Source organism: Citrobacter sp. wls613 (genome assembly GCF_005281195.1).
In the GTDB taxonomy this organism is placed as follows: domain Bacteria; phylum Pseudomonadota; class Gammaproteobacteria; order Enterobacterales; family Enterobacteriaceae; genus Citrobacter; species Citrobacter gillenii.
This window is the reverse complement of record NZ_SZXN01000056.1, coordinates 364,935-385,144: the sequence shown is the minus strand read 5'-3', so window position 1 is coordinate 385,144 and position 20,210 is coordinate 364,935. Positions and strand designations below refer to the sequence as shown.

20 protein-coding genes and 1 pseudogene are annotated in these 20,210 nt (G+C 55.2%); 2 read left to right on the top strand and 19 right to left on the bottom strand.

The genetic code is table 11. The annotated features are described in order from the left end of the window. Nucleotides 1-44: 44 nt before the first annotated feature. The 15 genes from FDX01_RS11910 to napF form a co-directional block, all read right to left on the bottom strand. The gene (locus tag FDX01_RS11910; protein ID WP_117343445.1) at nucleotides 45-1,094 is read right to left on the bottom strand and encodes a cytochrome c-type biogenesis protein CcmH; all 1,050 of its coding nucleotides are present in this window, start codon (nucleotides 1,092-1,094) and stop codon (nucleotides 45-47) included. Next, nucleotides 1,091-1,648 carry a thiol:disulfide interchange protein DsbE gene (dsbE, locus tag FDX01_RS11905; protein WP_096756440.1) on the bottom strand — a complete coding sequence of 186 codons (558 nt, stop codon included), beginning with the start codon at nucleotides 1,646-1,648 and terminating at the stop codon, nucleotides 1,091-1,093. Before dsbE ends, FDX01_RS11910 begins: the two co-directional genes overlap by 4 nt. After that, complete coding sequence (locus FDX01_RS11900; protein ID WP_115257952.1) at nucleotides 1,645-3,600, bottom strand: heme lyase CcmF/NrfE family subunit; 1,956 nt, start codon at nucleotides 3,598-3,600, stop codon at nucleotides 1,645-1,647. Before FDX01_RS11900 ends, dsbE begins: the two co-directional genes overlap by 4 nt. Then, the gene (gene ccmE, locus FDX01_RS11895; protein WP_096756438.1) at nucleotides 3,597-4,076 is read right to left on the bottom strand and encodes a cytochrome c maturation protein CcmE; all 480 of its coding nucleotides are present in this window, start codon (nucleotides 4,074-4,076) and stop codon (nucleotides 3,597-3,599) included. Before ccmE ends, FDX01_RS11900 begins: the two co-directional genes overlap by 4 nt. Then, nucleotides 4,073-4,285, bottom strand: coding sequence for a heme exporter protein CcmD (gene ccmD / locus FDX01_RS11890; RefSeq protein ID WP_096756437.1), 213 nt, complete (start codon nucleotides 4,283-4,285; stop codon nucleotides 4,073-4,075). The genes ccmE and ccmD overlap by 4 nt, the downstream gene beginning before the upstream one ends. Continuing rightward, entirely contained in the window at nucleotides 4,282-5,019 is a 738-nt protein-coding gene (locus tag FDX01_RS11885; protein WP_096756436.1) for a heme ABC transporter permease, read from the bottom strand. The genes ccmD and FDX01_RS11885 overlap by 4 nt, the downstream gene beginning before the upstream one ends. A gap of 82 nt (nucleotides 5,020-5,101) precedes the next feature. After that, nucleotides 5,102-5,761 carry a heme exporter protein CcmB gene (gene ccmB, locus FDX01_RS11880; RefSeq protein WP_137399822.1) on the bottom strand — a complete coding sequence of 220 codons (660 nt, stop codon included), beginning with the start codon at nucleotides 5,759-5,761 and terminating at the stop codon, nucleotides 5,102-5,104. Then, nucleotides 5,758-6,384: a cytochrome c biogenesis heme-transporting ATPase CcmA gene (ccmA, locus tag FDX01_RS11875; protein WP_096756435.1), complete on the bottom strand. Its 627-nt coding sequence runs from the start codon at nucleotides 6,382-6,384 to the stop codon at nucleotides 5,758-5,760. The genes ccmB and ccmA overlap by 4 nt, the downstream gene beginning before the upstream one ends. A gap of 13 nt (nucleotides 6,385-6,397) precedes the next feature. Further along, a complete protein-coding gene (napC, locus tag FDX01_RS11870; protein WP_096756434.1) occupies nucleotides 6,398-7,000 on the bottom strand; it encodes a cytochrome c-type protein NapC in 603 nt (200 codons plus the stop codon). A 9-nt stretch (nucleotides 7,001-7,009) separates the two neighbouring features. Then, nucleotides 7,010-7,459, bottom strand: coding sequence for a nitrate reductase cytochrome c-type subunit (napB, locus tag FDX01_RS11865; protein ID WP_096756433.1), 450 nt, complete (start codon nucleotides 7,457-7,459; stop codon nucleotides 7,010-7,012). After that, entirely contained in the window at nucleotides 7,456-8,319 is an 864-nt protein-coding gene (gene napH, locus FDX01_RS11860) for a quinol dehydrogenase ferredoxin subunit NapH (RefSeq protein WP_115257950.1), read from the bottom strand. The genes napB and napH overlap by 4 nt, the downstream gene beginning before the upstream one ends. Further along, nucleotides 8,306-9,001: a ferredoxin-type protein NapG gene (gene napG / locus FDX01_RS11855; RefSeq protein ID WP_137399821.1), complete on the bottom strand. Its 696-nt coding sequence runs from the start codon at nucleotides 8,999-9,001 to the stop codon at nucleotides 8,306-8,308. The genes napH and napG overlap by 14 nt, the downstream gene beginning before the upstream one ends. Before the next feature lie 6 nt (nucleotides 9,002-9,007). Beyond that, nucleotides 9,008-11,494 (bottom strand): nitrate reductase catalytic subunit NapA, encoded by a 2,487-nt coding sequence (gene napA, locus FDX01_RS11850; RefSeq protein WP_096756430.1) that lies wholly within the window; start codon nucleotides 11,492-11,494, stop codon nucleotides 9,008-9,010. Next, nucleotides 11,491-11,754 (bottom strand): chaperone NapD, encoded by a 264-nt coding sequence (gene napD / locus FDX01_RS11845; RefSeq protein ID WP_096756429.1) that lies wholly within the window; start codon nucleotides 11,752-11,754, stop codon nucleotides 11,491-11,493. Before napD ends, napA begins: the two co-directional genes overlap by 4 nt. Beyond that, complete coding sequence (napF, locus tag FDX01_RS11840; protein ID WP_096756428.1) at nucleotides 11,744-12,235, bottom strand: ferredoxin-type protein NapF; 492 nt, start codon at nucleotides 12,233-12,235, stop codon at nucleotides 11,744-11,746. Before napF ends, napD begins: the two co-directional genes overlap by 11 nt. Before the next feature lie 415 nt (nucleotides 12,236-12,650). On the opposite strand from napF, the gene eco reads away from it, so the two are divergent. Further along, nucleotides 12,651-13,148 carry a serine protease inhibitor ecotin gene (eco, locus tag FDX01_RS11835; protein ID WP_137399854.1) on the top strand — a complete coding sequence of 166 codons (498 nt, stop codon included), beginning with the start codon at nucleotides 12,651-12,653 and terminating at the stop codon, nucleotides 13,146-13,148. Between the two features lie 100 nt (nucleotides 13,149-13,248). Here eco and mqo read toward each other — a convergent pair whose 3' ends face one another. Continuing rightward, entirely contained in the window at nucleotides 13,249-14,910 is a 1,662-nt protein-coding gene (gene mqo / locus FDX01_RS11830; RefSeq protein WP_137399820.1) for a malate dehydrogenase (quinone), read from the bottom strand. Nucleotides 14,911-15,188: 278 nt separating this feature from the next. Here mqo and FDX01_RS11825 point away from each other — a divergent pair, with 278 nt between their 5' ends. Beyond that, entirely contained in the window at nucleotides 15,189-16,436 is a 1,248-nt protein-coding gene (locus FDX01_RS11825; RefSeq protein WP_137399819.1) for a SulP family inorganic anion transporter, read from the top strand. Here FDX01_RS11825 and mgtE read toward each other — a convergent pair. From mgtE to alkB, 3 genes and pseudogenes are all read right to left on the bottom strand, one after another. Beyond that, a complete protein-coding gene (gene mgtE / locus FDX01_RS11820; RefSeq protein WP_115257946.1) occupies nucleotides 16,399-17,835 on the bottom strand; it encodes a magnesium transporter in 1,437 nt (478 codons plus the stop codon). The genes FDX01_RS11825 and mgtE overlap by 38 nt on opposite strands. A 151-nt stretch (nucleotides 17,836-17,986) precedes the next feature. Next, complete coding sequence (locus FDX01_RS11815; protein WP_115257945.1) at nucleotides 17,987-19,630, bottom strand: multidrug ABC transporter permease/ATP-binding protein; 1,644 nt, start codon at nucleotides 19,628-19,630, stop codon at nucleotides 17,987-17,989. Between the two features lie 35 nt (nucleotides 19,631-19,665). Beyond that, nucleotides 19,666-20,210 (bottom strand): annotated as a pseudogene (alkB, locus tag FDX01_RS11810) (DNA oxidative demethylase AlkB); the annotation flags it as partial.

Sequence of the window (20,210 nt, the reverse complement as noted above, 5' to 3'; positions counted from 1 at the left end):
GGCCGGATAAGACGCTTTGCGTCGCCATCCGGCATCTTCCACGCTTATTTCTCCTGCGGCGACAGCTGTTCCAGCGCTTGTTTAATGCTGCGCTCAATCACCGAGCGGCGGGTATCGTTGGCAGGTAATAATTTCAGCATCATCTCCCACGCGGCGACCGCTTCACCAAAGCGCTGCTGCTCAAACGCATTAAACGCATACATACTCAGCACACGGACGTTGGCATGATCGCTTCTGACTAGTTGACGCAGCAGTTCTCCTCCCCGGCGGTTATCGTCCGGATCGGAGGAACGGGTCAACGCTTCCGCATAACCCAGCGCGGCATCGCTATTTTTCGGATCCAGCCGGTAAGCGTTAGCGTAGGCTTCGGTCGCCGTACTGGCATTGCCTAATACCATGCCAATACGCCCGAGCATGATCCAGCCTTCAACGTTTCCGGCGTCAGATTGCAGCCGCGTACGCAGCCCCAGCGCCAGGCGCGTCATATCCTCTTCATTCAGCGGCTCGGCTTTCGGATCCAACGCGCGTTCCAGCAACCCCGGAGCCTGGGCGGTGGCCTGCTGCCAAACTTTTACCTGCTTATAATTACCGGTGTGGTAATAGCTCACCGCACCCACCACAAGCGCCACCACCACGCCAGGTGCAAACAGCCACCATCCACCCCGTGTGCCATCCGGTGTGGTATCGTCAGGAAATTCTTCCTGCTTCAGGCGAACGCGACGACGAGAGCGGGCGAAAATAATCCAGCCTCCCAGACCAATCGCCACCAGCGGCATCACCCACAGCAGTACGGTCAGTGGTGTCAGCGGCGGATCGTAGGTCACGAAGTTGCCATAACGCGCCACCATATAATCGACGATCTCTTTCTGGCTTTTCCCTTCTTGCATCAGCTCATACACTTTCTGACGCAGGTCGGTGGCAATCATCGAGTTTGAATCAGCAATGCTGTTGTTCTGACATTTTGGACAACGCAGCTGCTCGGTAAGCTGGCGGAACTGCTGCTCCTGCGCTTCGTCCTTGAACTGCATTACATCGATAGTGGCCAACGCCGAACCTGAGACAATCAGCATCAGCACGCCCAGTAAAAACCTCATTGCGCGGCCTCCTTACTGTACTTATCCCACAACGGTTTGAGCTCGCTCTCCCACACCCTGGCGTTTAAATCGCCGGCATGGCGGTAACGAATAATGCCTTTACCGTCGATCAGGAACGTTTCCGGCGCGCCGTACACCCCCAGATCCAGACCCAGCATCCCGTCGCCGTCAAACAGGCTCAGCGCATACGGATTACCCAGCTCTTTCAGCCAGACGATAGCTTTCTGGCGATCGTCTTTGTAGTTCAGACCCACAACCCGAATGCCCTGCGCTGAAAGCTGGTTCAGATACTGATGTTCAGCGCGACAGGTCGGACACCAGGTCGCCCAGACGTTAAGCAGTACCGGCTTGCCCTGCGTAAGCACATCGGCCTGATAATGCTGACCCGGGTTCTCCAGCGACTCCAGACGGAATGTCGGTACCGGTTTACCGATCAGCGCCGACTCCAGATTTGTAGGATCGTCGCCCTGCGCGTTACGTGCCAGCTGCCACAGCAACGCTGCGGCAATCACGAGAAAAATAATAAACGGAATTAACAGTGCGTTGCGCTTCATACAGCCTCCGGCGCTTTTTCTTGCCCGGCAGTGCGGGGACGCGTGCGCTGGCGATAGCGCGGATCAAACAGGCAGAACAATCCGCCCAGCGCCATCAGTAACCCTCCGGCCCAAATCCAGCGAATAAACGGTTTGTAATACAGACGCACGGCCCATGCGCCGTTGTCCAGCTCCTCGCCCAGCGCCGCGTACAGGTCACGGGTAAATCCGCCGTCAATGGCCGCCTCGGTCATCATCGAGCTGGTGCTGTTATAAAAGCGTTTTTCCGCATGCAGCGTCGCTTCCGGTTTGCCGTCACGCGTGACGCCAATAATCGCGACACCGCCGCGATAGTTAGGACCGGTGATATCTTTCACTTCACGGAAGGTGAACTGGTAATCATGAATGCCGACACTATCGCCCGCCTTCATGCGCACATCGCGTTCAACGCTGTAGTTCTGGCTAAACGCAATACCGACGATAGTGACGGCAAGCCCTACGTGACCCGACACCATACCCCAGTAACTCGGCGTCAGCTTCGTGCCGCGTGAAATACGCAGAAATGCCTCAGACATGGCCAGCACAAATATCCAGCAGGCCATTGCCATGCCGACGACGGTCATCGCGGCAATGCGATCCTCAAACAACCACGGCAGCAGCACGGACATTACCAGCGTGGTGACAAAAGCGATAATCAGCAACGTTTTTAGTTTGCGCGGTCGGTCGCGTCCCCAGCGCACCAGCGGTCCAATCCCCAGCAACAGCGCGAACGGTGCCATCAGCCAGGTGAACATGGTATTAAAGAACGGCTCACCAATCGAAATACTGCCCAGCCCCAGCTGTTTATGCACCAGCGGCAGCAGCGTGCCCAGCAGGACTACCAGCATGGCGGCAATCAGCAAAACGTTGTTCCCCAGCAGCAGCGATTCGCGTGACCACAGCGCGTTATTGACCCGCGATCGAACCTTATGCCCACGTACCGCAAACAGCAGCAGAGAACCACCAATCACCAGCACCATAAAGGCCAGGATAAACATCCCGCGCGACGGATCGGAGGCGAAGGCATGTACCGACACCAGCACGCCCGAGCGCACGAGGAACGTCCCCAACAGGCACAGTGAGAACGCGCAGATCGACAGCAGTAACGTCCAGGCCTTAAAGCTGGCGCGTTGCTCCGTAACGGCCAGGGAGTGCATCAGCGCCGTCCCCACCAGCCACGGCATAAACGAGGCGTTCTCTACCGGATCCCAGAACCACCAGCCGCCCCAGCCCAACTCGTAGTAAGCCCAGGCCGAACCGAGCACAATACCCAGCGTCAGAAACACCCACGCCGCCAGCGTCCACGGGCGTGAAAAACGGGCAAAGGTGCTGTCCAGACGCCCGCTCATCAGCGCTGCAATGGCAAAAGCAAAGGCAACGGAGAAGCCGACATAGCCCATATACAGCAGCGGCGGGTGGAAAATAAGCCCCGGATCCTGCAACAGCGGGTTCAGATCGCGCCCTTCTATCGGGAAGTCCGGCAGCGTGCGGGAAAACGGGTTGGAGGTAAACAGAATAAACAGCAGGAAGCCGACGCTAACCATCCCCATCACCGCCAGCACACGGGCGACGATATCCAGCGGCATACGCTGACTAAACAGCGCCACGGCAAAGGTCCAGCCACTCATCAGCAGCACCCACAGCAGCAGCGAGCCTTCATGCGCGCCCCACGTGGCCGCCACACGATACCAGACCGGAAGCTGGGTATTGGAGTTACTGGCGACGTAGGTCACGGTAAAGTCATTGACCACAAAGGCGTTAATCAACACCAAAAACGCGCCCATCACACAGATAAACAACAGCCAGGCAAAGGGCCGTGCAGAGGCCATCATCCGTACATCGCCGCGCGCAACGCCCCACAGCGGATAAACCGAGAGCAGCAATGCGACGCCAAGCGCCAGGCACAGCAGCCCGTTGCCAATTTCAGGCATCATGACGTTTTATCCTTATACACACTTTCCGGGCGACGATGGTTTTCCTGCATCGCTTTTTCGACTTCCGGCGGGGTGTAATTCTCATCATGTTTGGCGAGAACTTCTTTTGCCTGAACATGATTCCCCTCGCCCAGCTCACCCTGAACAACGACGCCCTGCCCTTCACGGAACAGATCCGGCAGGATGCCTTCATACGTCACATCCACCACGCCTTCGGCGTCATAGATGCTGAAATTCACCTTCAGCGATTGCGGGTCACGCTTTACACTGCCCGGCATGACCATGCCACCCACGCGCAGGCGTTGGCCGACTTCTGGCATCTGCTGGGTTTCACGCTTGCCGTAGAGGATTTCGCCCGGCGTATAGAACAAGTCGATATTGGAACGCAGCGCGTAAAGCACCAGCGTGATGGTCAATGCCAGGCCCGCCAGTACCGCACAGGCTATCCATAGCCGATTTTTACGTCGAATATTCACGCCGCCTCCCGCTGTACTTGCGCCGCACGCATGCGCGCTTCTCTTGCCCGCTGCTGCGCCACGCCGCGTAAAATCGCGCGGTGCTGTAGCGCGGAATGCAGTACCAGCACCGTCAGCGGGATAACGCTCATCGCCACGGCCAGCCAGACATACAAGGCGTAACCGCCCATGGCGAAAAAATCACTCCAGGATGCAAATGCAGGGGTCATTGGCGGCCTCTTTTTAAGATCAGTTCACTCACCCACGGGCGGCGTTTTTCCATCAACAAAATCAGGTTACGCATGCGCATCAGCGTCAGCGTGACAAACAGTAACAGGTAACCGACGATCGCCAGACGCAGCGGCGCGCGCATCGCCGGGTCGATACTTTGCTGCATACGGGTTGACCCCTGGTGCAGCGTATTCCACCATTCTACCGAGTAGTGAATGATCGGTAAGTTCACCACGCCAATCAGCACCAGAATCCCCGCGGCACGCCCTGCTACACGGCGGTCATCAAATGCGTGCCACAGCGCAATCGCGCCAACGTAGAGAAACAGCAGCACCAGTTCAGAGGTGAGTCTGGCATCCCACACCCACCAGGTTCCCCACATCGGTTTACCCCATGCAGAACCGGTCACCAGGGCAATAAAGGTAAACACCGCACCAATGGGCGCCATCGCCGCCAGCGCCAGGTTGGCCATTTTCATCTGCCAGACCAGGCCGATAAACGCGGCAACCGCCATTGAGGCGTAAATGCCCATCGACCAGATTGCCGCCGGGACGTGCAGGTAGATGATGCGATAACTTTGTCCCTGCTGATAATCCGCGGGTGCAAAGCCAAATCCCCAGATCCAGCCCGTTACCAGTACCACTGCGCTGGCAATGGCCAGCCACGGGATAAACCAGCCACAGATCTGATAGAGCCGTGGGGGCATCGCCAGTTGATGAAGTATTTTCCACATAGTTCAGTCACCAGACTCAAGCAAAACAAATGAAATTACCTTGGTGCCAGATGGCCGCGCTTGCGCCTTATCCGGCCTACAGTTACTGCACGCTAATACGTAGCGCCGCCGCTGTCGCAAACGGACTTAACGTTGCGCTGCCAACCAACAGTGCGCCCAGAATCGCCATGTAGCCTTCAACGGGTAAGTGCATTGAGGCAGCATCCATCGCGGCGGTAGCAAAAATCAGTAATGGAATCGTGAGCGGTAGCACCAGTACACTTAACAATACGCCGCCACGCTTTAATCCCACCGTTAACCCCACACCCGGTGCCCCGAGAAAACCCAGTGTTGGCGTGCCGAGCAGCAGGGTTAGCGCCATAATTTGCCACCCGTACATATCCATGCCAAGCAGCAACGCCACCAACGGCGAGAGGATCAGCAGCGGCAGGCCAGTCACTACCCAATGCGCCATCACCTTCGCCAGCACCACAGCCGGTAACGGTAACGGCAACAGCATCAGCTGCTCAAGGCTACCGTCCTGCAGGTCATCACGGAATAAGCGTTCCAGCGCCAGCAACGACGCCAGTAATGCCGCCACCCAGATAATCCCCGGCGCAATGCGCGCCAGCAGCTGTGGCTCTGGGCCAATGCTCAGCGGGAATAACGTAATCACAATCAGGAAGAACCATAACGGATTGACGATCTCCGCACTATGACGAAACGCAACCCGCAGTTCTAAACGGAAAATTCGCCACATCATTGTGCTGTCCTCTCGCGGGTCAGCGCGATGCGCCGCACTTTATTGGTTTCTACATTGAGAGGTTGGTGAGTCGTCAGAATAACAACTCCGCCCTGCTCCGTATGCTGAGCCATACGTTGGGTGAGACGCTCAACGCCATTAACATCAATCGCGGTGAACGGTTCATCGAGGATCCACAGTCGGGCGCGGGTTAGCCACAGGCGAGCCAGCGCAACACGACGCTGCTGCCCGGCGGAGAGCTGATTGACCGGAATATCTTCATATCCGGCAAGACCTGCCTGTGCCAGCGCCTCCAGACACTGGGCGATATCGCCATCATGATGGAAAAACCGCAGATTCTCCAACGCCGAAAGCCGGGTTTTTATCCCCGGCTGATGTCCGATCCACAGCAGTTCCTGATGGAAATTGTCCCGCACCTGATGCAGCGGTTGACCTTGCCAGAGAACGTCTCCGGCATCAGGACGAGCCAGCCCGGTAAGCAACCGCAACAGGGTCGTTTTCCCCGCACCGTTACTTCCGGTAATTTGCACCCATTCCCCTGCGTTAACGCGAAATGACAGCTCGCTAAACAGTATTCTGTCATCTCGCTCACAGAGCAGTTCTCTGGCTTCAAGCATCCTGATTATTTACATCCTGTTAAAAGCCCGGTTTGACTTCGCGCATATCAGGCAGCTTGTGTGCAATCCCTTTATGACAGTCAATACACGTTTGCCCTTCTTTTACGGCCTGGTCATGCATTTTAGCCGCCACGCCTTTCTGGGCAGTTAAATCCATAAACTCGAAGTTGTGGCAGTTACGACACTCTTGCGAATTATTGTCTTTCATACGCCGCCATTCATTTTGCGCCATCGTCAGACGATGGTCTTCAAATTTTTGCGGTGTATCTATCAACCCCAGTGCTTTCGCGTACAGTTCTTTGCTGGCCTTGATTTTACGGATCATTTTCGGGCCCCACTCGTGCGGGACGTGGCAATCAGGACACGTAGCTCGTACACCACTGCGGTTGTTGTAGTGTACGGTTTCCATGTATTCCTGGTATACCGTGTTGCGCATTTCGTGACAGCTAATGCAGAACTCTTCCGTATTGGCCTTTTCCATACCGGTATTAAAGCCGCCCCAGAAAATAATGCCGCCCACAAAGCCGATTAACAACAGCGTGCCGAGCGCCAGACGGCTGGGGCGACGCCACCATTGCCAGACGCGCTTAATCCAGCCTGGTTTACGGTTAGAATTTTCCATAATGACCTCTTATTTCCCGTAACCTTTCGAGGGGGTGAAGGTATTTTCGACAATCGGTGCAGCATCCGCCTGCGGGACATGGCACTGCAGACAGAAATAGCGACGCGGCGCGACTTCCGCCAGTACTTTGCCATCGCTATCCATAAAGTGCGTCGGGCTAATGCGCGGCGCGCCGGTGGTGCGATAGCTTTCGACGCCGTGGCATTGCAGGCAGCGGTTGGTGTTGGTCGTTACCTGGTAACCGTCAACGCTGTGCGGGACCATCGGCGGCTGGTTAACATAGTTCAGCGGCATACGCTCCTGCTCTTTCGGCATGCGAATCGCCCCTTCCTGGGTCCCCGAGACTTCCGGTGACTGGCTCAGATCCACTCCGTTTGCAGCCCAAACGGCCCCACTCACTACCAGGGCCAACGCGGCCGCCATTTGACTCAGCGCTTTAATCAGGTCATGGCTTTTCATGATTTCGCTCCCGAACTCCATCGTGTTGTTATTGTAAAAACATCCTCAGAACAGACATCCACACAGCGACCGCAACCCATGCAATCGCGACTGGTTACCTGCACCGGACTTTGCTCATCCAGCACCGGGGCACGTAGCACATGCGGTTCCGGGCAAACATGAAAACAATCCATACAGCGGTTACATCTCTCGCGTTCTTTTGCTGACACGGTTAACACCCCTTTGCTTCCCAGCACGCTATACAGCGCGCCTAATGGGCAAAGGTGCCCGCACCAGCCATGCTCAACAACCAGTAAATCAAATAAAAACAGTGCAATAATCAGCAGGATACCGCTACCGAATCCCATTACCAGGCTACGTCCCAGCAAAGAGACCGGGTTTATCCACTCCCACAGCAGCGTACCGGTCAGCGCGGATCCCACCAGGATAACGACCAGCAGGACGTACCGTATATGGCGCGGAATAGTCGCAGACTGATTCAGGTCAAACCTTCTGCGTAACACACTTGCCAAATCAGTGACCGGGTTCATTGGGCAGACCCAGCTGCAAAACAACCGCTTACCGGCCAGGGCATACAGCCCCGTAATAAGTGCAGCACCGATTAACGCTACGGTCGCAGGCAGATGTCCACTGGCGAGGCTTTGCAGCGTAATCAGCGGATCGGTGAATGGGATGGTATCCAGCAACAGGCTGCTGCTGTAATTGCCATGCAGGATCCACACCCCTAACCACGGGCCGCTGAGAAACATTGCCAGCACCAAAAACTGCGTCAGACGACGCAGCACCAGCCAACGGTGGCTACGCCACCAGCCTTTTTTCTCCCGCGCTTCACGCCCGGCATCACGTTTACGATTTGCCATTGTTCCCCTCCAGCCAACCGAAGCGGTAATGGTGTCCCAACTCCCCTTTCGCCAGCGACAGCGGCAGCACTTTTATTGCCGGCTGTTCCAGCACGCAGACCTTTTCACATTTACCGCATCCGGTGCAGGCATCGCTGTGTACGGTCGGAATAAACCGCGCGTGCTTACCGGTGCGCATATTGCGATCCAGTTCCAGGGTGATGGCCTCGTCTATCTTTGGACATTCGCGATAACAGACATCGCAGCGCAGCCCTTGATAGTTGAGGCAGTTCTCGTGATCCAGCAGTACCGCCAGTCCCATGCGTGAATCGTCAATGGATTCGATCTCCTTGTCCAACGCGCCGCTTGGGCAGACTTTGGCGCACGGGATGTCTTCACACATTTCGCAGGGAATGTCGCGCGCGACAAAATACGGCGTCCCCGCTGCCAGCCCGGAGGCCAGCGTCGCCAGTTTCAGCGTGTCGTACGGGCAAGCCTGAACGCACTGTCCACAGCGCACGCAGGCGCTGGCAAAGGCGTCTTCAGCCAATGCCCCTGGCGGGCGCAACCGCACGCCGGTTGCACGTGCAGTTTGCTGTTGCAACCCCAGCACCACGCCAACGGCAGCCAGCCCGCCCGCTGCGCGAATCATATCGCGCAGAAAGCGGCGGCGGCCATTTTGGGGTTTTGCTGACCGGGACATAACGCGTTACACCTTCGCCAGCTTCACGGCGCACTTCTTGAAATCCGTCTCTTTAGAGAGCGGATCCGTCGCATCCAGCGTCAGGTTGTTCACCAGCTGTGCGGCGTCGAAGAACGGCATGTACACCAGCCCCTGCGGTGGACGGTTACGACCGCGGGTTTCAACAATCGAAATCACTTCGCCACGACGGGAAACCACTTTCACCTTGTCGCCACGACGCAGATCGCGGGCTTTCGCATCCAGCGGATGAATAAACAGGACGGCTTCCGGGAAGGCGCGGTGCAGTTCAGGTACGCGGCGCGTCATGCTACCGGTGTGCCAGTGCTCCAGCACGCGACCGGTGGAGAGCCACAGGTCATACTCTTTATCCGGTGCTTCTGCGGCGGGTTCAAACGGCAGCGCGAAGATGACCGCTTTGCCATCCGGCTTGCCGTAGAACTTGTAGCTTTCGCCCACCTTCACGTAAGGGTCGTTACCTTCGCTGTAGCGCCACTGGGTCTCTTTACCGTCGACCACCGGCCAGCGTAAACCGCGCGCTTTGTGGTAATCGTCAAATGGCGCCAGATCGTGACCATGACCGCGACCAAACCAGGCGTACTCTTCGAACAGCCCTTTTTGCAGATAGAAGCCCAGTTCGCGGGATTCATCGTTCAGCTGATCGTCAGCCAGTTCCGTCAGCGGGAATTTCGTCACCGCAGGCGTGGCGAACAGGACGTCGTACAGCGTTTTACCGCGCAGCTCCGGTTTCTGTGCCAGCAGTTCCTCCGGCCAGACCTCTTCGGTTTTGAAACGACGGGCAAACTGCACCATTTGCCACAGGTCAGACTTCGCTTCACCCGGCGCTTTAATTTGCTGACGCCAGAACTGAGTACGACGCTCGGCGTTACCGTAGGCCCCTTCTTTTTCTACCCACATTGCGGTCGGCAGGATCAAGTCGGCAGCCAGAGCGCTGACAGTCGGATACGGATCGGACACGATGATAAAGTTGCGCGGATCGCGCCAACCCGGCATACGCTCTTCGTTGATGTTCGGCCCGGCCTGCATGTTGTTGTTACACATCACCCAGTAGACATTCAGCTTGCCGTCTTTCAGCGCACGGTCCTGCGCCACGGCGTGCAGACCGACTTTCGCCGGGATGGTGCCGGTCGGAAGATTCCAGTGTTTTTCACAGATATCGCGGTGCTTCTCGTTAGTCACCACCATGTCCGCAGGCAGACGGTGAGAGAACGTCCCAACTTCACGGGCGGTACCACAGGCGGAAGGCTGGCCGGTCAGCGAGAACGGTCCGCAGCCAGGCTGAGAGATTTTGCCGGTTAGCAGGTGCAGGTTATAGACCAGGTTATTGGCCCATACGCCGCGAGTATGCTGGTTAAAGCCCATCGTCCAGTAGGAGATAACTTTCTTCTTCGGATCGGCATACAGTTGCGCCAGCTGTTCCAGCTGATCTTTCGGCACGCCGGTCATTTCTGCGGTTTTATCCAGCGTATAGTCCGCAACAAACGCCTTGTACTCTTCGAAGCTGATCGGCTCAGACGCATCGGAACCTGGGTTTTTCGCGGCTTTTTCCAGCGGATGCGTTGGGCGTAAGCCGTAGCCAATATCCGTCGCGCCTTTGCGCAGGTTAACGTGTTTGCTGAAGAAATCCTGGTTTATCGCATTGTTTTGAATGATATAGTTGGCGATGTAGTTGAGGATCACCAGGTCGCTTTGCGGCGTGAAGACCATGCCGTTATCTGCCAGCTCAAAGCTACGATGCTGATAGGTAGAGAGAACCGCAACGTTGACGTTGGGATCGGACAGACGACGGTTAGTGATGCGCGACCACAGAATTGGGTGCATCTCCGCCATATTCGCGCCCCACAGCACGAACGCATCCGCATGTTCGATATCGTCATAGCAGCCCATCGGCTCATCCATACCAAAGGTACGCATAAAGCCCACCACCGCCGACGCCATGCAGTGACGCGCGTTCGGGTCGATATTGTTGGTACGGAAACCGGCTTTGAACAGCTTCGCGGCGGCGTAGCCTTCCCAGATGGTCCACTGACCGGAACCAAACATGCCGATGGCATCAGGTCCTTTCTCTTTCAGCGACGTTTTGAATTTTTCTTCCATCACATCAAAGGCCTGATCCCAGCTAATCGGGGTGAACTCGCCTTCTTTGTGATATTTGCCGTCCTTCATGCGCAGCATCGGCTGCGTTAAACGGTCTTTTCCGTACATGATTTTGGGTAGGAAATACCCTTTAATACAGTTAAGTCCACGGTTAACCGGCGCTTCCGGGTCACCCTGGCATGCCACAACACGGCCTTGCTGGGTGCCAACCAATACGCCACAGCCAGTACCGCAAAAACGGCACGGGGCTTTGTCCCATTTGATCGCTTCTTGCTGACCGACTACCGCGCGGGCAACGCCCGGCACGCTTAACCCGGCAGCCGCCGCAGCGGCCGCAACGGCGTTAGCTTTCATAAAGCTACGACGACTGAGTTTCATGGTGTTTCCTCACCTTGCTCATCCTGCTGGTGATAAACCAGCGACACCGCCAGTACGCCCGCAACGTTGCGCACTGACTCAATTGTTTTCATTAGTGTTTCACTGTGTTCTGCTTCTACCACCACAATCAGTTGGCCGCTTTCCACATCGCTGAGTGCAACTTCACAACCTGGAAATGTACGTAACTGCGTAGCGATATCGTTGATGTGCTGACTTTTGGCCTGAACGACCAGGCTGCAAACCTGCCAGTTAGTGTCCATGGTGATACTCCGCATTAATGGCTGATACCGGACAGGTCGCGACACACGCACCACATCCGCTACAGGCTTGATTGTCGAGCTGTGGCTGATATATACCGGACAGCGTGGGGCGAAAGGTAATGGCCATGGGTTCACAGCTATCCTGACAGCGATGGCACTCTACAGATTGATTGGCGAGACAGTTTTCACCGATCGTAACATTCAGATCCCAGGCCCTGGTGTGGCGCGGAAGAAAGAGTGATTCGGGACAGGCCTCTGCGCAGGCGTAACAAAAGCTGCACTCGCCGTGTTTGAAATTTACGCTCGGAAAACCGCCCTGGCCTCGCTGCAGGATGCCGGTTTCACACGCCTGGACGCAGGCGTCACAACGCAGGCAATGCGCCAGAAAGTGAGATTCTTCCATGCTCCACGGCGGACGGATCCCCGTACTGGCGTTACGCCAGCTACCTGTCAACATGCCTCGACGGGATAAATCAACCATGACATTGTCCTTCCATAAATGACGCTCTCCCTGAGCGGGTTGAACGACAATAAGTAACCGCACTATTTATGAGTAGTTATTTTTAACAGTAAGATATTTCAGGATGTGTTAGAGGTGCATACCCCAATCGGGGTAAATGCTGTTGCCGGATCAAAAGAGTGTAGGGTTGGTATAAAAAAACGCGCTTTTACTCACATTTCAATGAGTTATATAAACAATTATATAGCGAATGCATATACAAGAGAATAATCTTAAAAATAGGATAATTCTTAGCACATATCTCTAGTTAATAATTAAATATTCAATTAATACACCTTAAATATAAGTAAATTTAGATTAATAGCGTATGTGAATATGCTAATCTGCGAAAAACACGTTCAGAAGACAGAAGAAAGGAAACACTGTGAACAATAAGATGAAGACCATCGTCCCTGCCATCCTGTTAGCCACGTTTGCCAGCACCTCTGCATGGGCAGCAACCAGTGATACTCCCGCGCAGCCGCTGGAAAAAGTCGCCCCGTATCCGAAAGCAGACAAAGGGATGAAACGCCAGGTTATCCAGCTTACTCCTGAGAAAGATGAATCTACTCTAAAGGTAGAACTGCTGATCGGCCAAACGCTGGACGTTGACTGCAACCAGCATCGCCTGGGTGGAGAACTGGACAGCAAAACGCTGGAAGGTTGGTGTTATGACTACTACGTATTCGACAAAGTTACCTCTCCGGTGTCAACCATGATGGCCTGCCCGGACGGCAAGAAAGAGAAGAAGTTTATTACCGCTCATTTAGGTGACGACGGTATGCTGCGTTACAACAGCAAATTACCGATTGTGGTCTACACCCCGGAAAACGTAGAAGTAAAATACCGTATCTGGAAAGCAGAAGAGAAGATTCAGGACGCAGTCGCGCGATAAATGAGAATGTGCCGGATGGCGGCGTACCGCCTTATCCGGCCTACGTATAGCGTGTTGTAGGCCGGATAAGCGCAGCGCCATCCGGCATGCAACCATGCGATTACAGTGCGATATCCGCAACCGCTTTCTGCTCTGGCTGCGGTTGAGCCTGAGGTTTTAACTGCCGTTGAGGCGTTTCATCAGCCACCTGCGGTTTATCGTATTTCAGACCCAGAACGCCACTGGTGTACTGCAGCTCTTGTTCCGTGGCCTCGACGTTACCGTTCAGCTTGGTGCCGTAAGACGGAATAATCGTTTTCAGCTTCGCCTGCCATTGCGGGCTGGCGACTTTATCTTTAAACACTTTTTCCATCAGATGCAGCATGATCGGTGCCGCCGTTGACGCGCCCGGTGATGCACCCAACAGTGCGGCAATCGTGCCGTCTTTGTCGCTCACCACTTCGGTCCCCAGACGCAGAACGCCGCCCTTGTCTTCATCACTTTTGATGATCTGCACGCGCTGGCCCGCCTGCCACAAACGCCAGTCTTCTTTCTTCGCCTGCGGGTAGTATTCCTGCAGCGCAGCAAAACGGTCGTCGTCGCTGAGCATGACCTGGCTGACCAGATATTTCACCAGATCGAAATTATCCAGACCCACATTCATCATCGGCATAACGTTTGAAGTGGTGGTAGAACTCAGCAGATCCCACAATGAACCGTTTTTCAGGAACTTGGTGGAGAAGGTCGCAAACGGTCCAAACAGCACCACGCGTTTGCCATCCAGAATACGGGTGTCAATGTGCGGTACGGACATCGGCGGTGCACCGACAGAAGCCTGACCATATACTTTCGCCAGGTGGCGATTCACCACATCCGGGTTTTCCGCCACCAGGAACTGTCCGCCAACCGGGAATCCGCCGTAGCCTTTCGCTTCCGGGATGTCGGTTTCCTGCAACAGTTTCAGCGCAGCGCCACCGGCGCCAATAAAGACAAACTTCGCCTTGATGTCGCGTTCCGCTGCGTTGTTTTTCAGATCGGCAACCGTGACGGTCCAGCTGTTATCAGCGTTACGCTTAAAACCCCGTACTTCAGTACTGAGTTGCAGCGCAAAGTTAGGCTTTTTCTGTAACGAAGCGATCAGCTGGCGCGTAATTTCGCCGTAGTTGACGTCAGTCCCAATCTCGGTACGCGTTGCTGCCACTTTCTGGTTTGGATCGCGTCCTTCCATCACCAGCGGTGCCCACTCTTTGATCTGGGCGTGATCTTCGGAGTAGCGCATGCCACGGAACAGCGAACTTTGCTGCAGGGCTTTATAACGCGCGCGCAGGAAGTTAACGTTCTCATCCCCCCAGACAAAGCTCATGTGGGGAACGGTAGTGATAAATGAGCGTGGGTCATGCATCACGTCGTTGTTGACCTGATAGGCCCAAAACTGGCGGGAAATCTGGAAGGCTTCGTTAATTTCAACGGCCTTTTCAATGCTGACAGTACCGTCGGCTTTTTTCGGCGTGTAGTTCAGTTCCATCAGCGCGGAGTGGCCCGTGCCGGCATTGTTCCAGCCGTTTGAACTCTCCTCGGCCACACCATCCAGTCGCTCGACCATGGTCATAGACCATTGTGGTTCCAGTTCCTGTAAATAGGTTCCCAATGTGGCGCTCATGATGCCGCCGCCAATCAACAGTACATCCGTTTCCTGCTCTTCCACTGCTTTCGCTTTTGCCGCCATAGAGACAACATTCAGCCCCAGGGCCATGGTGAAGAGCATGGCTGTCACTTTTTTCATAATGTTAATGCCTTACTTTTAGTATCGCTTTTTGCTTTTCATGCAGGTGAAAATCGAACGGCCCAACGGTAACACTTAAGTAAAAAATAATAAAATATTGTTTATAATTTATGTTTAAATTTTAAAAATGTTATTAATAGGTTGATTCTTTATACGGTTATTGACAATCATTTCTGGAAACCTACCCGTCAGGCGGGTACTATGCAGCGCTTTGCTATTCACCGCACGGATGCCTGCCGGTCTGCTGTTATCAGGCCATTTCTGACCTGAGAGTAACTATGTCTGCGACTGATTCATCCCCTGCCGCCGTGGCGGAACATTCCGTCGGCGTTGTGCTGCGTCAACCCCGCCTGCTGATGCGCGAAACGCTGGCCGGCGTGGTCACTGCGCTGGCGCTGATCCCGGAAGTGATCTCTTTTTCTGTTATCGCCGGCGTAGACCCCAAAGTCAGCCTGATAGCCTCGGTTGTCCTGTGTCTGGCGATGTCCTTTTTAGGCGGACGTCCGGCCATGGTTACCGCCGCAGCTGGATCGGTGGCGCTGGTGATTGGCCCAATGGTGCATCAGCACGGCGTACAGTACATCCTGCCCGCGGTGCTGCTGGCCGGGGTTATCCAAATCCTGTTTGGTGTATTGGGGATGGCACGACTGATGCGTTTTATCCCTGGGGCCGTGATGACCGGCTTTGTTAACGCGCTAGGCATCTTGATCTTCTTTGCTCAGGTTCCGCACTTCTGGAGTAAAAGCCCGTTGATTTGGGGGCTGTTTGTTCTGACGCTGCTTATCGTGCTGTGGGTACCGCGGTTTATTAAAAGCATTCCCGCGCCGCTGATTGCCATCGTGCTGCTGACGGTCTTCACCGTGACCAGCGGGCAGTTGTTGCCTACCGTCGGTGACGAAGGCTCATTGAGCGGTGGATTACCCGGATTCACGCAGCTGTTGGTGCCTCTCAACCTGCACACGTTGGCGATTATCTGGCCCTGCGCGCTGAGTATTGCCTTTGTCGGCTTGATGGAGTCGCTGCTTACCGCCCGACTGGTTGACGATCTGACGGTCACGCCCTCGAATAAAAATCGTGAAAGTACGGGGCTGGGGATAGCCAATATTCTGGCCGGGTTATATGGCGGTATCGCCGGATGCGCGATGATTGGTCAAACGATTGTTAACGTTGAGATGGGTAAAGGACGCAGCCGCGTCTCCACGTTCGCCGCTGGGCTGGTCTTGCTGCTGTTGGTCACTGCGTTAAGCGACATGATGGCAAAAATCCCCATGTCAGTGCTGGCAGGTATTATGGTCATTGTGGCGGTGAAAACGTTCAGTTGGCACAGCATTCAGCCAGCGACACTGGCGAAAATGCCGATCAGCGAAACGCTGGTGATGCTGATTACCGTTGCCGCAACGGTGTCGACAGGCAACCTGGCTATTGGCGTGGTTGCCGGGGTATTGACGATGCTGGTCCTACCGCGCATCGTCAGAGGCAAACGCCCGACTACACCAAAAACAGCGTCGCAAGACCGAGAAAAATAAAGAACCCGCCGGTGTCGGTAATAGCGGTGATCATCACGCTTGAGCCGATCGCCGGGTCACGCCCCAGCTTGACCATGGTCATTGGAATAATCACCCCCATCAGCGCTGCCATTAACAGATTAAGCATCATTGCCAAGGTCATCACGCCGCCGAGCGCCATGTCATCGTACAACCACCAGGTGATGCCGCCCATAATCCCGCCCCAGACCAGCCCGTTAATCACCGCCACGCCCATTTCGCGCAGGATCAGGAACGTAAGGTTTCCTGGCTGAATGTTTTGCAGCGCCAGCGCGCGGACAATCATGGTGATGGTCTGATTACCGGTATTGCCACCGATCCCCGCCACGATGGGCATGAGCGAGGCCAGCGCCACCAGCTGTGAAATCGTGTGTTCAAAACCGTCGATGACGCGCGATGCAATAAATGCGGTACAGAGATTAACGGCCAGCCAGGCCCAACGGGTTTTTACCGCTTTGGTAACCGGGGCAAAGACATCTTCTCCGGCGCTTAAGCCCCCCATCCGGCGCAGATCGGTGTCCGTTTCTTCATACACCACATCAACGATCTCATCGATGGTTAAACGCCCCATCAGCTTGCCGGTTGGGTCCACCACCGCCGCACTGACCAGGTTATCACGTTCAAAGGTACGCGCGGCGTGCTCGGCGATATCTTCCGGAGCAAAGGTGAGCGGATCGTCTTCCATCACCTCACTGACTTTGCGTTGCACGTCATTGAGCAGAATACGGGTTAACGTCAGCTCGCCCACCAGCACTTTATTGCGGTCGGTGACGAAGAGTTTATCGGTGTTCTCCGGCATTTTACCCAGCCGTCGCAGGTAGCGTTGTACCACCTTCAGCGTCACGTCCGGGCGCACGGTAATGACCTCGAACTCCATGATCGCACCGACGCGATTCTTCTCGTAGTGCATCACCTGGCGCACGCGCGCCCGCTCTTCCGCCGGTAACGTTGCCAGCAGTCGACCGGTCAGGTTACGCGGTAAATGCTGCACCACGTAAATCTGCTCGTCGATGTCGAGGTATTGCAGCGCGTCGAGCAATTCCCGGTCCGACATTTCATCGATCAGATCGTCCCAGACGTTTTCAGACGCCTCCAGCAACACATAACCACGCTTGTCGCTTTGGATCAGCCGCCACAGCGCGTGACGCTCTTCGGAGGGTAATGCTTCGAGGGTATCTGCCAGATCGGGTGGCGGCAAATGCTCCACCAGCGCCCCTACCTCAGCAATATCGTCGGCAAGCGTACCGACGTCATATTGCTCAGCCAGGGTAAGCTTGCCCAACAGCGTTGAAATAATGGCTTTATCAGTGGTCAGCAGCCAGATCAGGCGGGCACGTTCTTCATCACGTAGCCTGGCGCTATTTTTGTTTATTACGGACATCAATCATAAATCCATGATATGAAATATCATTAATCATGATGCCGAATTATGTAAATAACAATAAACGAAGCCGCCGGATGGATAAAAAACCGGCGGCACGCGGAGTTATAGGCCCGATAAGCGTAGTGCCATCGGGTAACAACTCACCGATTCAGGCAGTACGTGCGACGGCATCACGCGAGGCAGCGTCGCGATCGTCGCCCAACAGCTCAGTCAGCTGGCCATTGCGCATCTCAAGCAAGCGATCGGCATGAATAAAGTAGTGATCATCATGACTAATGGCAAAAATGGTTTTGCCCATCTCTTGCATCAACGGCAACAGCACCTGGTAGAATTCGCGCCGGAAGTGCGGGTCCTGATCGGCAGCCCATTCATCCAGCAGAATAATGTCGCGTTCCTCGGCTAACGCCAGCAGCAGTGCCACGCGTTTTTTCTGCCCTTTCGACAGCTTAAGATTCAGAATGCGCCCGTCGTTCAGCTCCAGCTTGTGCGCCATCTGCAGATGTTCCAGCCACTTATCGACCAGCGCCGGGTTGGCCGATTGACCTTCCGGCCCCAGCAGTTTGTCAAACAGCCAGACGTCGGTAAACACGGCGGAGAACAGCTTGCGGTAGTCTTCAGGTTTGTCGACCGCCACCGCCTTACCGTCGAGCAGGATCTCGCCAGACTGCGGCTGGTATAACCCAGTCAGTAACATGGCCAGCGTAGATTTCCCGCTGCCATTGCCGCCAATCAGGAAGATCAGCTCGCCACGGTGAATGGTCAGATTGACCGGCCCAACGGAGAAAGCATTGTCCTGATAGTGGAAAACTACGTTACGTAGCTCGAGCGTTTTCCAGTTTGGGAATGCAGTAGGACGAGGGAATTCAGCCTTGAACGGTGCCAGTGCAAATTTATTCAGTTTATTAAACGCCACCTGGGCGGTGAGCAGCGTGGGCAGCGCGCCAACGGCAGACAGCAGCGGCGTACGCAGGAACAGCAGCGTCAGCGAATAGGTTGCCGCGACGTTGGTATCCGCCCAGCCGAGGCTGTTAGCCATCCAGAACACCAGGCCAATGGCACCCAACATCATAATATTCGACCAGTTGACCGCGCTCAGGTGGAAGGTATCGGCACGAATAATATGGTGGCGGTACTCTTTGGCATCCGGGACGTACAGTTGATTAAAAATATGCTCGGCGCGTTCACGGTTAAGGGTCAGCTCTTTGCGCCCTTCCAGCACCGTCTGGTAATCGTTGTACAGCTTGTCTTCGGTTTCACGCAACGTGGCCATGTGTTTGTACACCCGCGCCACCAGTACGAATCCACCCCAGATGGTGATCGCCATCCAGATTGCCGTCACCAGCAACATTTTGGTCGACAGCATCGCCAGGTATGCCGCTGACCCGACGGTCAATATAATCCCCTGCACCAGCTCCGGCAGGCGGACAAAGGCGATGGTGATATTGCGGATATCGCTGGTTAAGCCAGCCAGCAACGCGGCGCTACCGAGCTGTTCGATGCGCTCGACGTGAGTATCCAGAATACGTTTGATAAATTCGCTACGCAGACGGTAGACAAAGTGGTGTCCCAGCGTGGTCAACGCCAGCTGTGAACCAAGGGTCACGATCATCAGCAACAGCAGCAGGCCGAGAAACTCCGGCAGCACCATAAGCGTGGTGTCGACCGTTTCAATCAGGCGCTGGTTGATAAACGCAATCAGCCCAATCCCCAACGCAGCACTGGCAAGGCTGAGCGCCATGACGCTGATAAATGGCCAGCGATACTGCCGCCAGACAAGAAGTAAAAGTTCCATGTGTTCAACCCGGACAAGTAATAACAGCCCGCAGTTTAAACATCTCTTCGCCGACAGCAATAATAATTCTTATTTTTATTCTTCTTTACTCGCCCGGCGAAAAGTCAGATTGTAACGGCAGTCCGTTGTCAACGGATGGTAGCCAGTCTTAAGCGGCTGTATACCATGATAAAACAAGCGTGATTTCCCGCCCCACACCACCACATCACCGTGTTCCAGCAGCAGCCGCTTTAACGGATCGTTGCGCTTCAGACCACCGAACTGAAAGATTGCCGGCAGGCCCAGCGAGACAGAAACAATGGGCGCTTGCAGGTCGGGTTCGTCTTTATCCTGATGCAACGACAGTTTTGCCCCTGGCGTATAGCGGTTGATCAAACAGGCATCTGGTCGGAAATCGGGATAGCCCGCAGCGGTCGCCGCTTGTTGACACAGTTCGGCAAAAACGTCAGGTAAACGCGGCCAGGCGCTACCGGTCAACGGATCGACCGGAGAATAGAGGTAGCCATGCTGATCGGTCGTCCACCCCAATTGACCACAGTTGGTCATCGCCACCGACATCGTATATCCGCCGGGGGTCACC

Coding starts and splice junctions, on each gene's coding strand:
- napG (WP_137399821.1), bottom strand. CDS start 9,001: ATGTCCCGGTCAGCAAAACCCCAAAATGGCCGCCGCCGCTTTCTGCGC.
- FDX01_RS11885 (WP_096756436.1), bottom strand. CDS start 5,019: ATGTGGAAAATACTTCATCAACTGGCGATGCCCCCACGGCTCTATCAG.
- FDX01_RS11815 (WP_115257945.1), bottom strand. CDS start 19,630: ATGGAACTTTTACTTCTTGTCTGGCGGCAGTATCGCTGGCCATTTATC.
- eco (WP_137399854.1), top strand. CDS start 12,651: ATGAAGACCATCGTCCCTGCCATCCTGTTAGCCACGTTTGCCAGCACC.
- napC (WP_096756434.1), bottom strand. CDS start 7,000: ATGGAAAATTCTAACCGTAAACCAGGCTGGATTAAGCGCGTCTGGCAA.
- ccmB (WP_137399822.1), bottom strand. CDS start 5,761: ATGATGTGGCGAATTTTCCGTTTAGAACTGCGGGTTGCGTTTCGTCAT.
- ccmD (WP_096756437.1), bottom strand. CDS start 4,285: ATGACCCCTGCATTTGCATCCTGGAGTGATTTTTTCGCCATGGGCGGT.
- napA (WP_096756430.1), bottom strand. CDS start 11,494: ATGAAACTCAGTCGTCGTAGCTTTATGAAAGCTAACGCCGTTGCGGCC.
- dsbE (WP_096756440.1), bottom strand. CDS start 1,648: ATGAAGCGCAACGCACTGTTAATTCCGTTTATTATTTTTCTCGTGATT.
- FDX01_RS11825 (WP_137399819.1), top strand. CDS start 15,189: ATGTCTGCGACTGATTCATCCCCTGCCGCCGTGGCGGAACATTCCGTC.
- FDX01_RS11910 (WP_117343445.1), bottom strand. CDS start 1,094: ATGAGGTTTTTACTGGGCGTGCTGATGCTGATTGTCTCAGGTTCGGCG.
- FDX01_RS11900 (WP_115257952.1), bottom strand. CDS start 3,600: ATGATGCCTGAAATTGGCAACGGGCTGCTGTGCCTGGCGCTTGGCGTC.
- mqo (WP_137399820.1), bottom strand. CDS start 14,910: ATGAAAAAAGTGACAGCCATGCTCTTCACCATGGCCCTGGGGCTGAAT.
- mgtE (WP_115257946.1), bottom strand. CDS start 17,835: ATGTCCGTAATAAACAAAAATAGCGCCAGGCTACGTGATGAAGAACGT.
- napF (WP_096756428.1), bottom strand. CDS start 12,235: ATGGTTGATTTATCCCGTCGAGGCATGTTGACAGGTAGCTGGCGTAAC.
- napD (WP_096756429.1), bottom strand. CDS start 11,754: ATGGACACTAACTGGCAGGTTTGCAGCCTGGTCGTTCAGGCCAAAAGT.
- napB (WP_096756433.1), bottom strand. CDS start 7,459: ATGAAAAGCCATGACCTGATTAAAGCGCTGAGTCAAATGGCGGCCGCG.
- napH (WP_115257950.1), bottom strand. CDS start 8,319: ATGGCAAATCGTAAACGTGATGCCGGGCGTGAAGCGCGGGAGAAAAAA.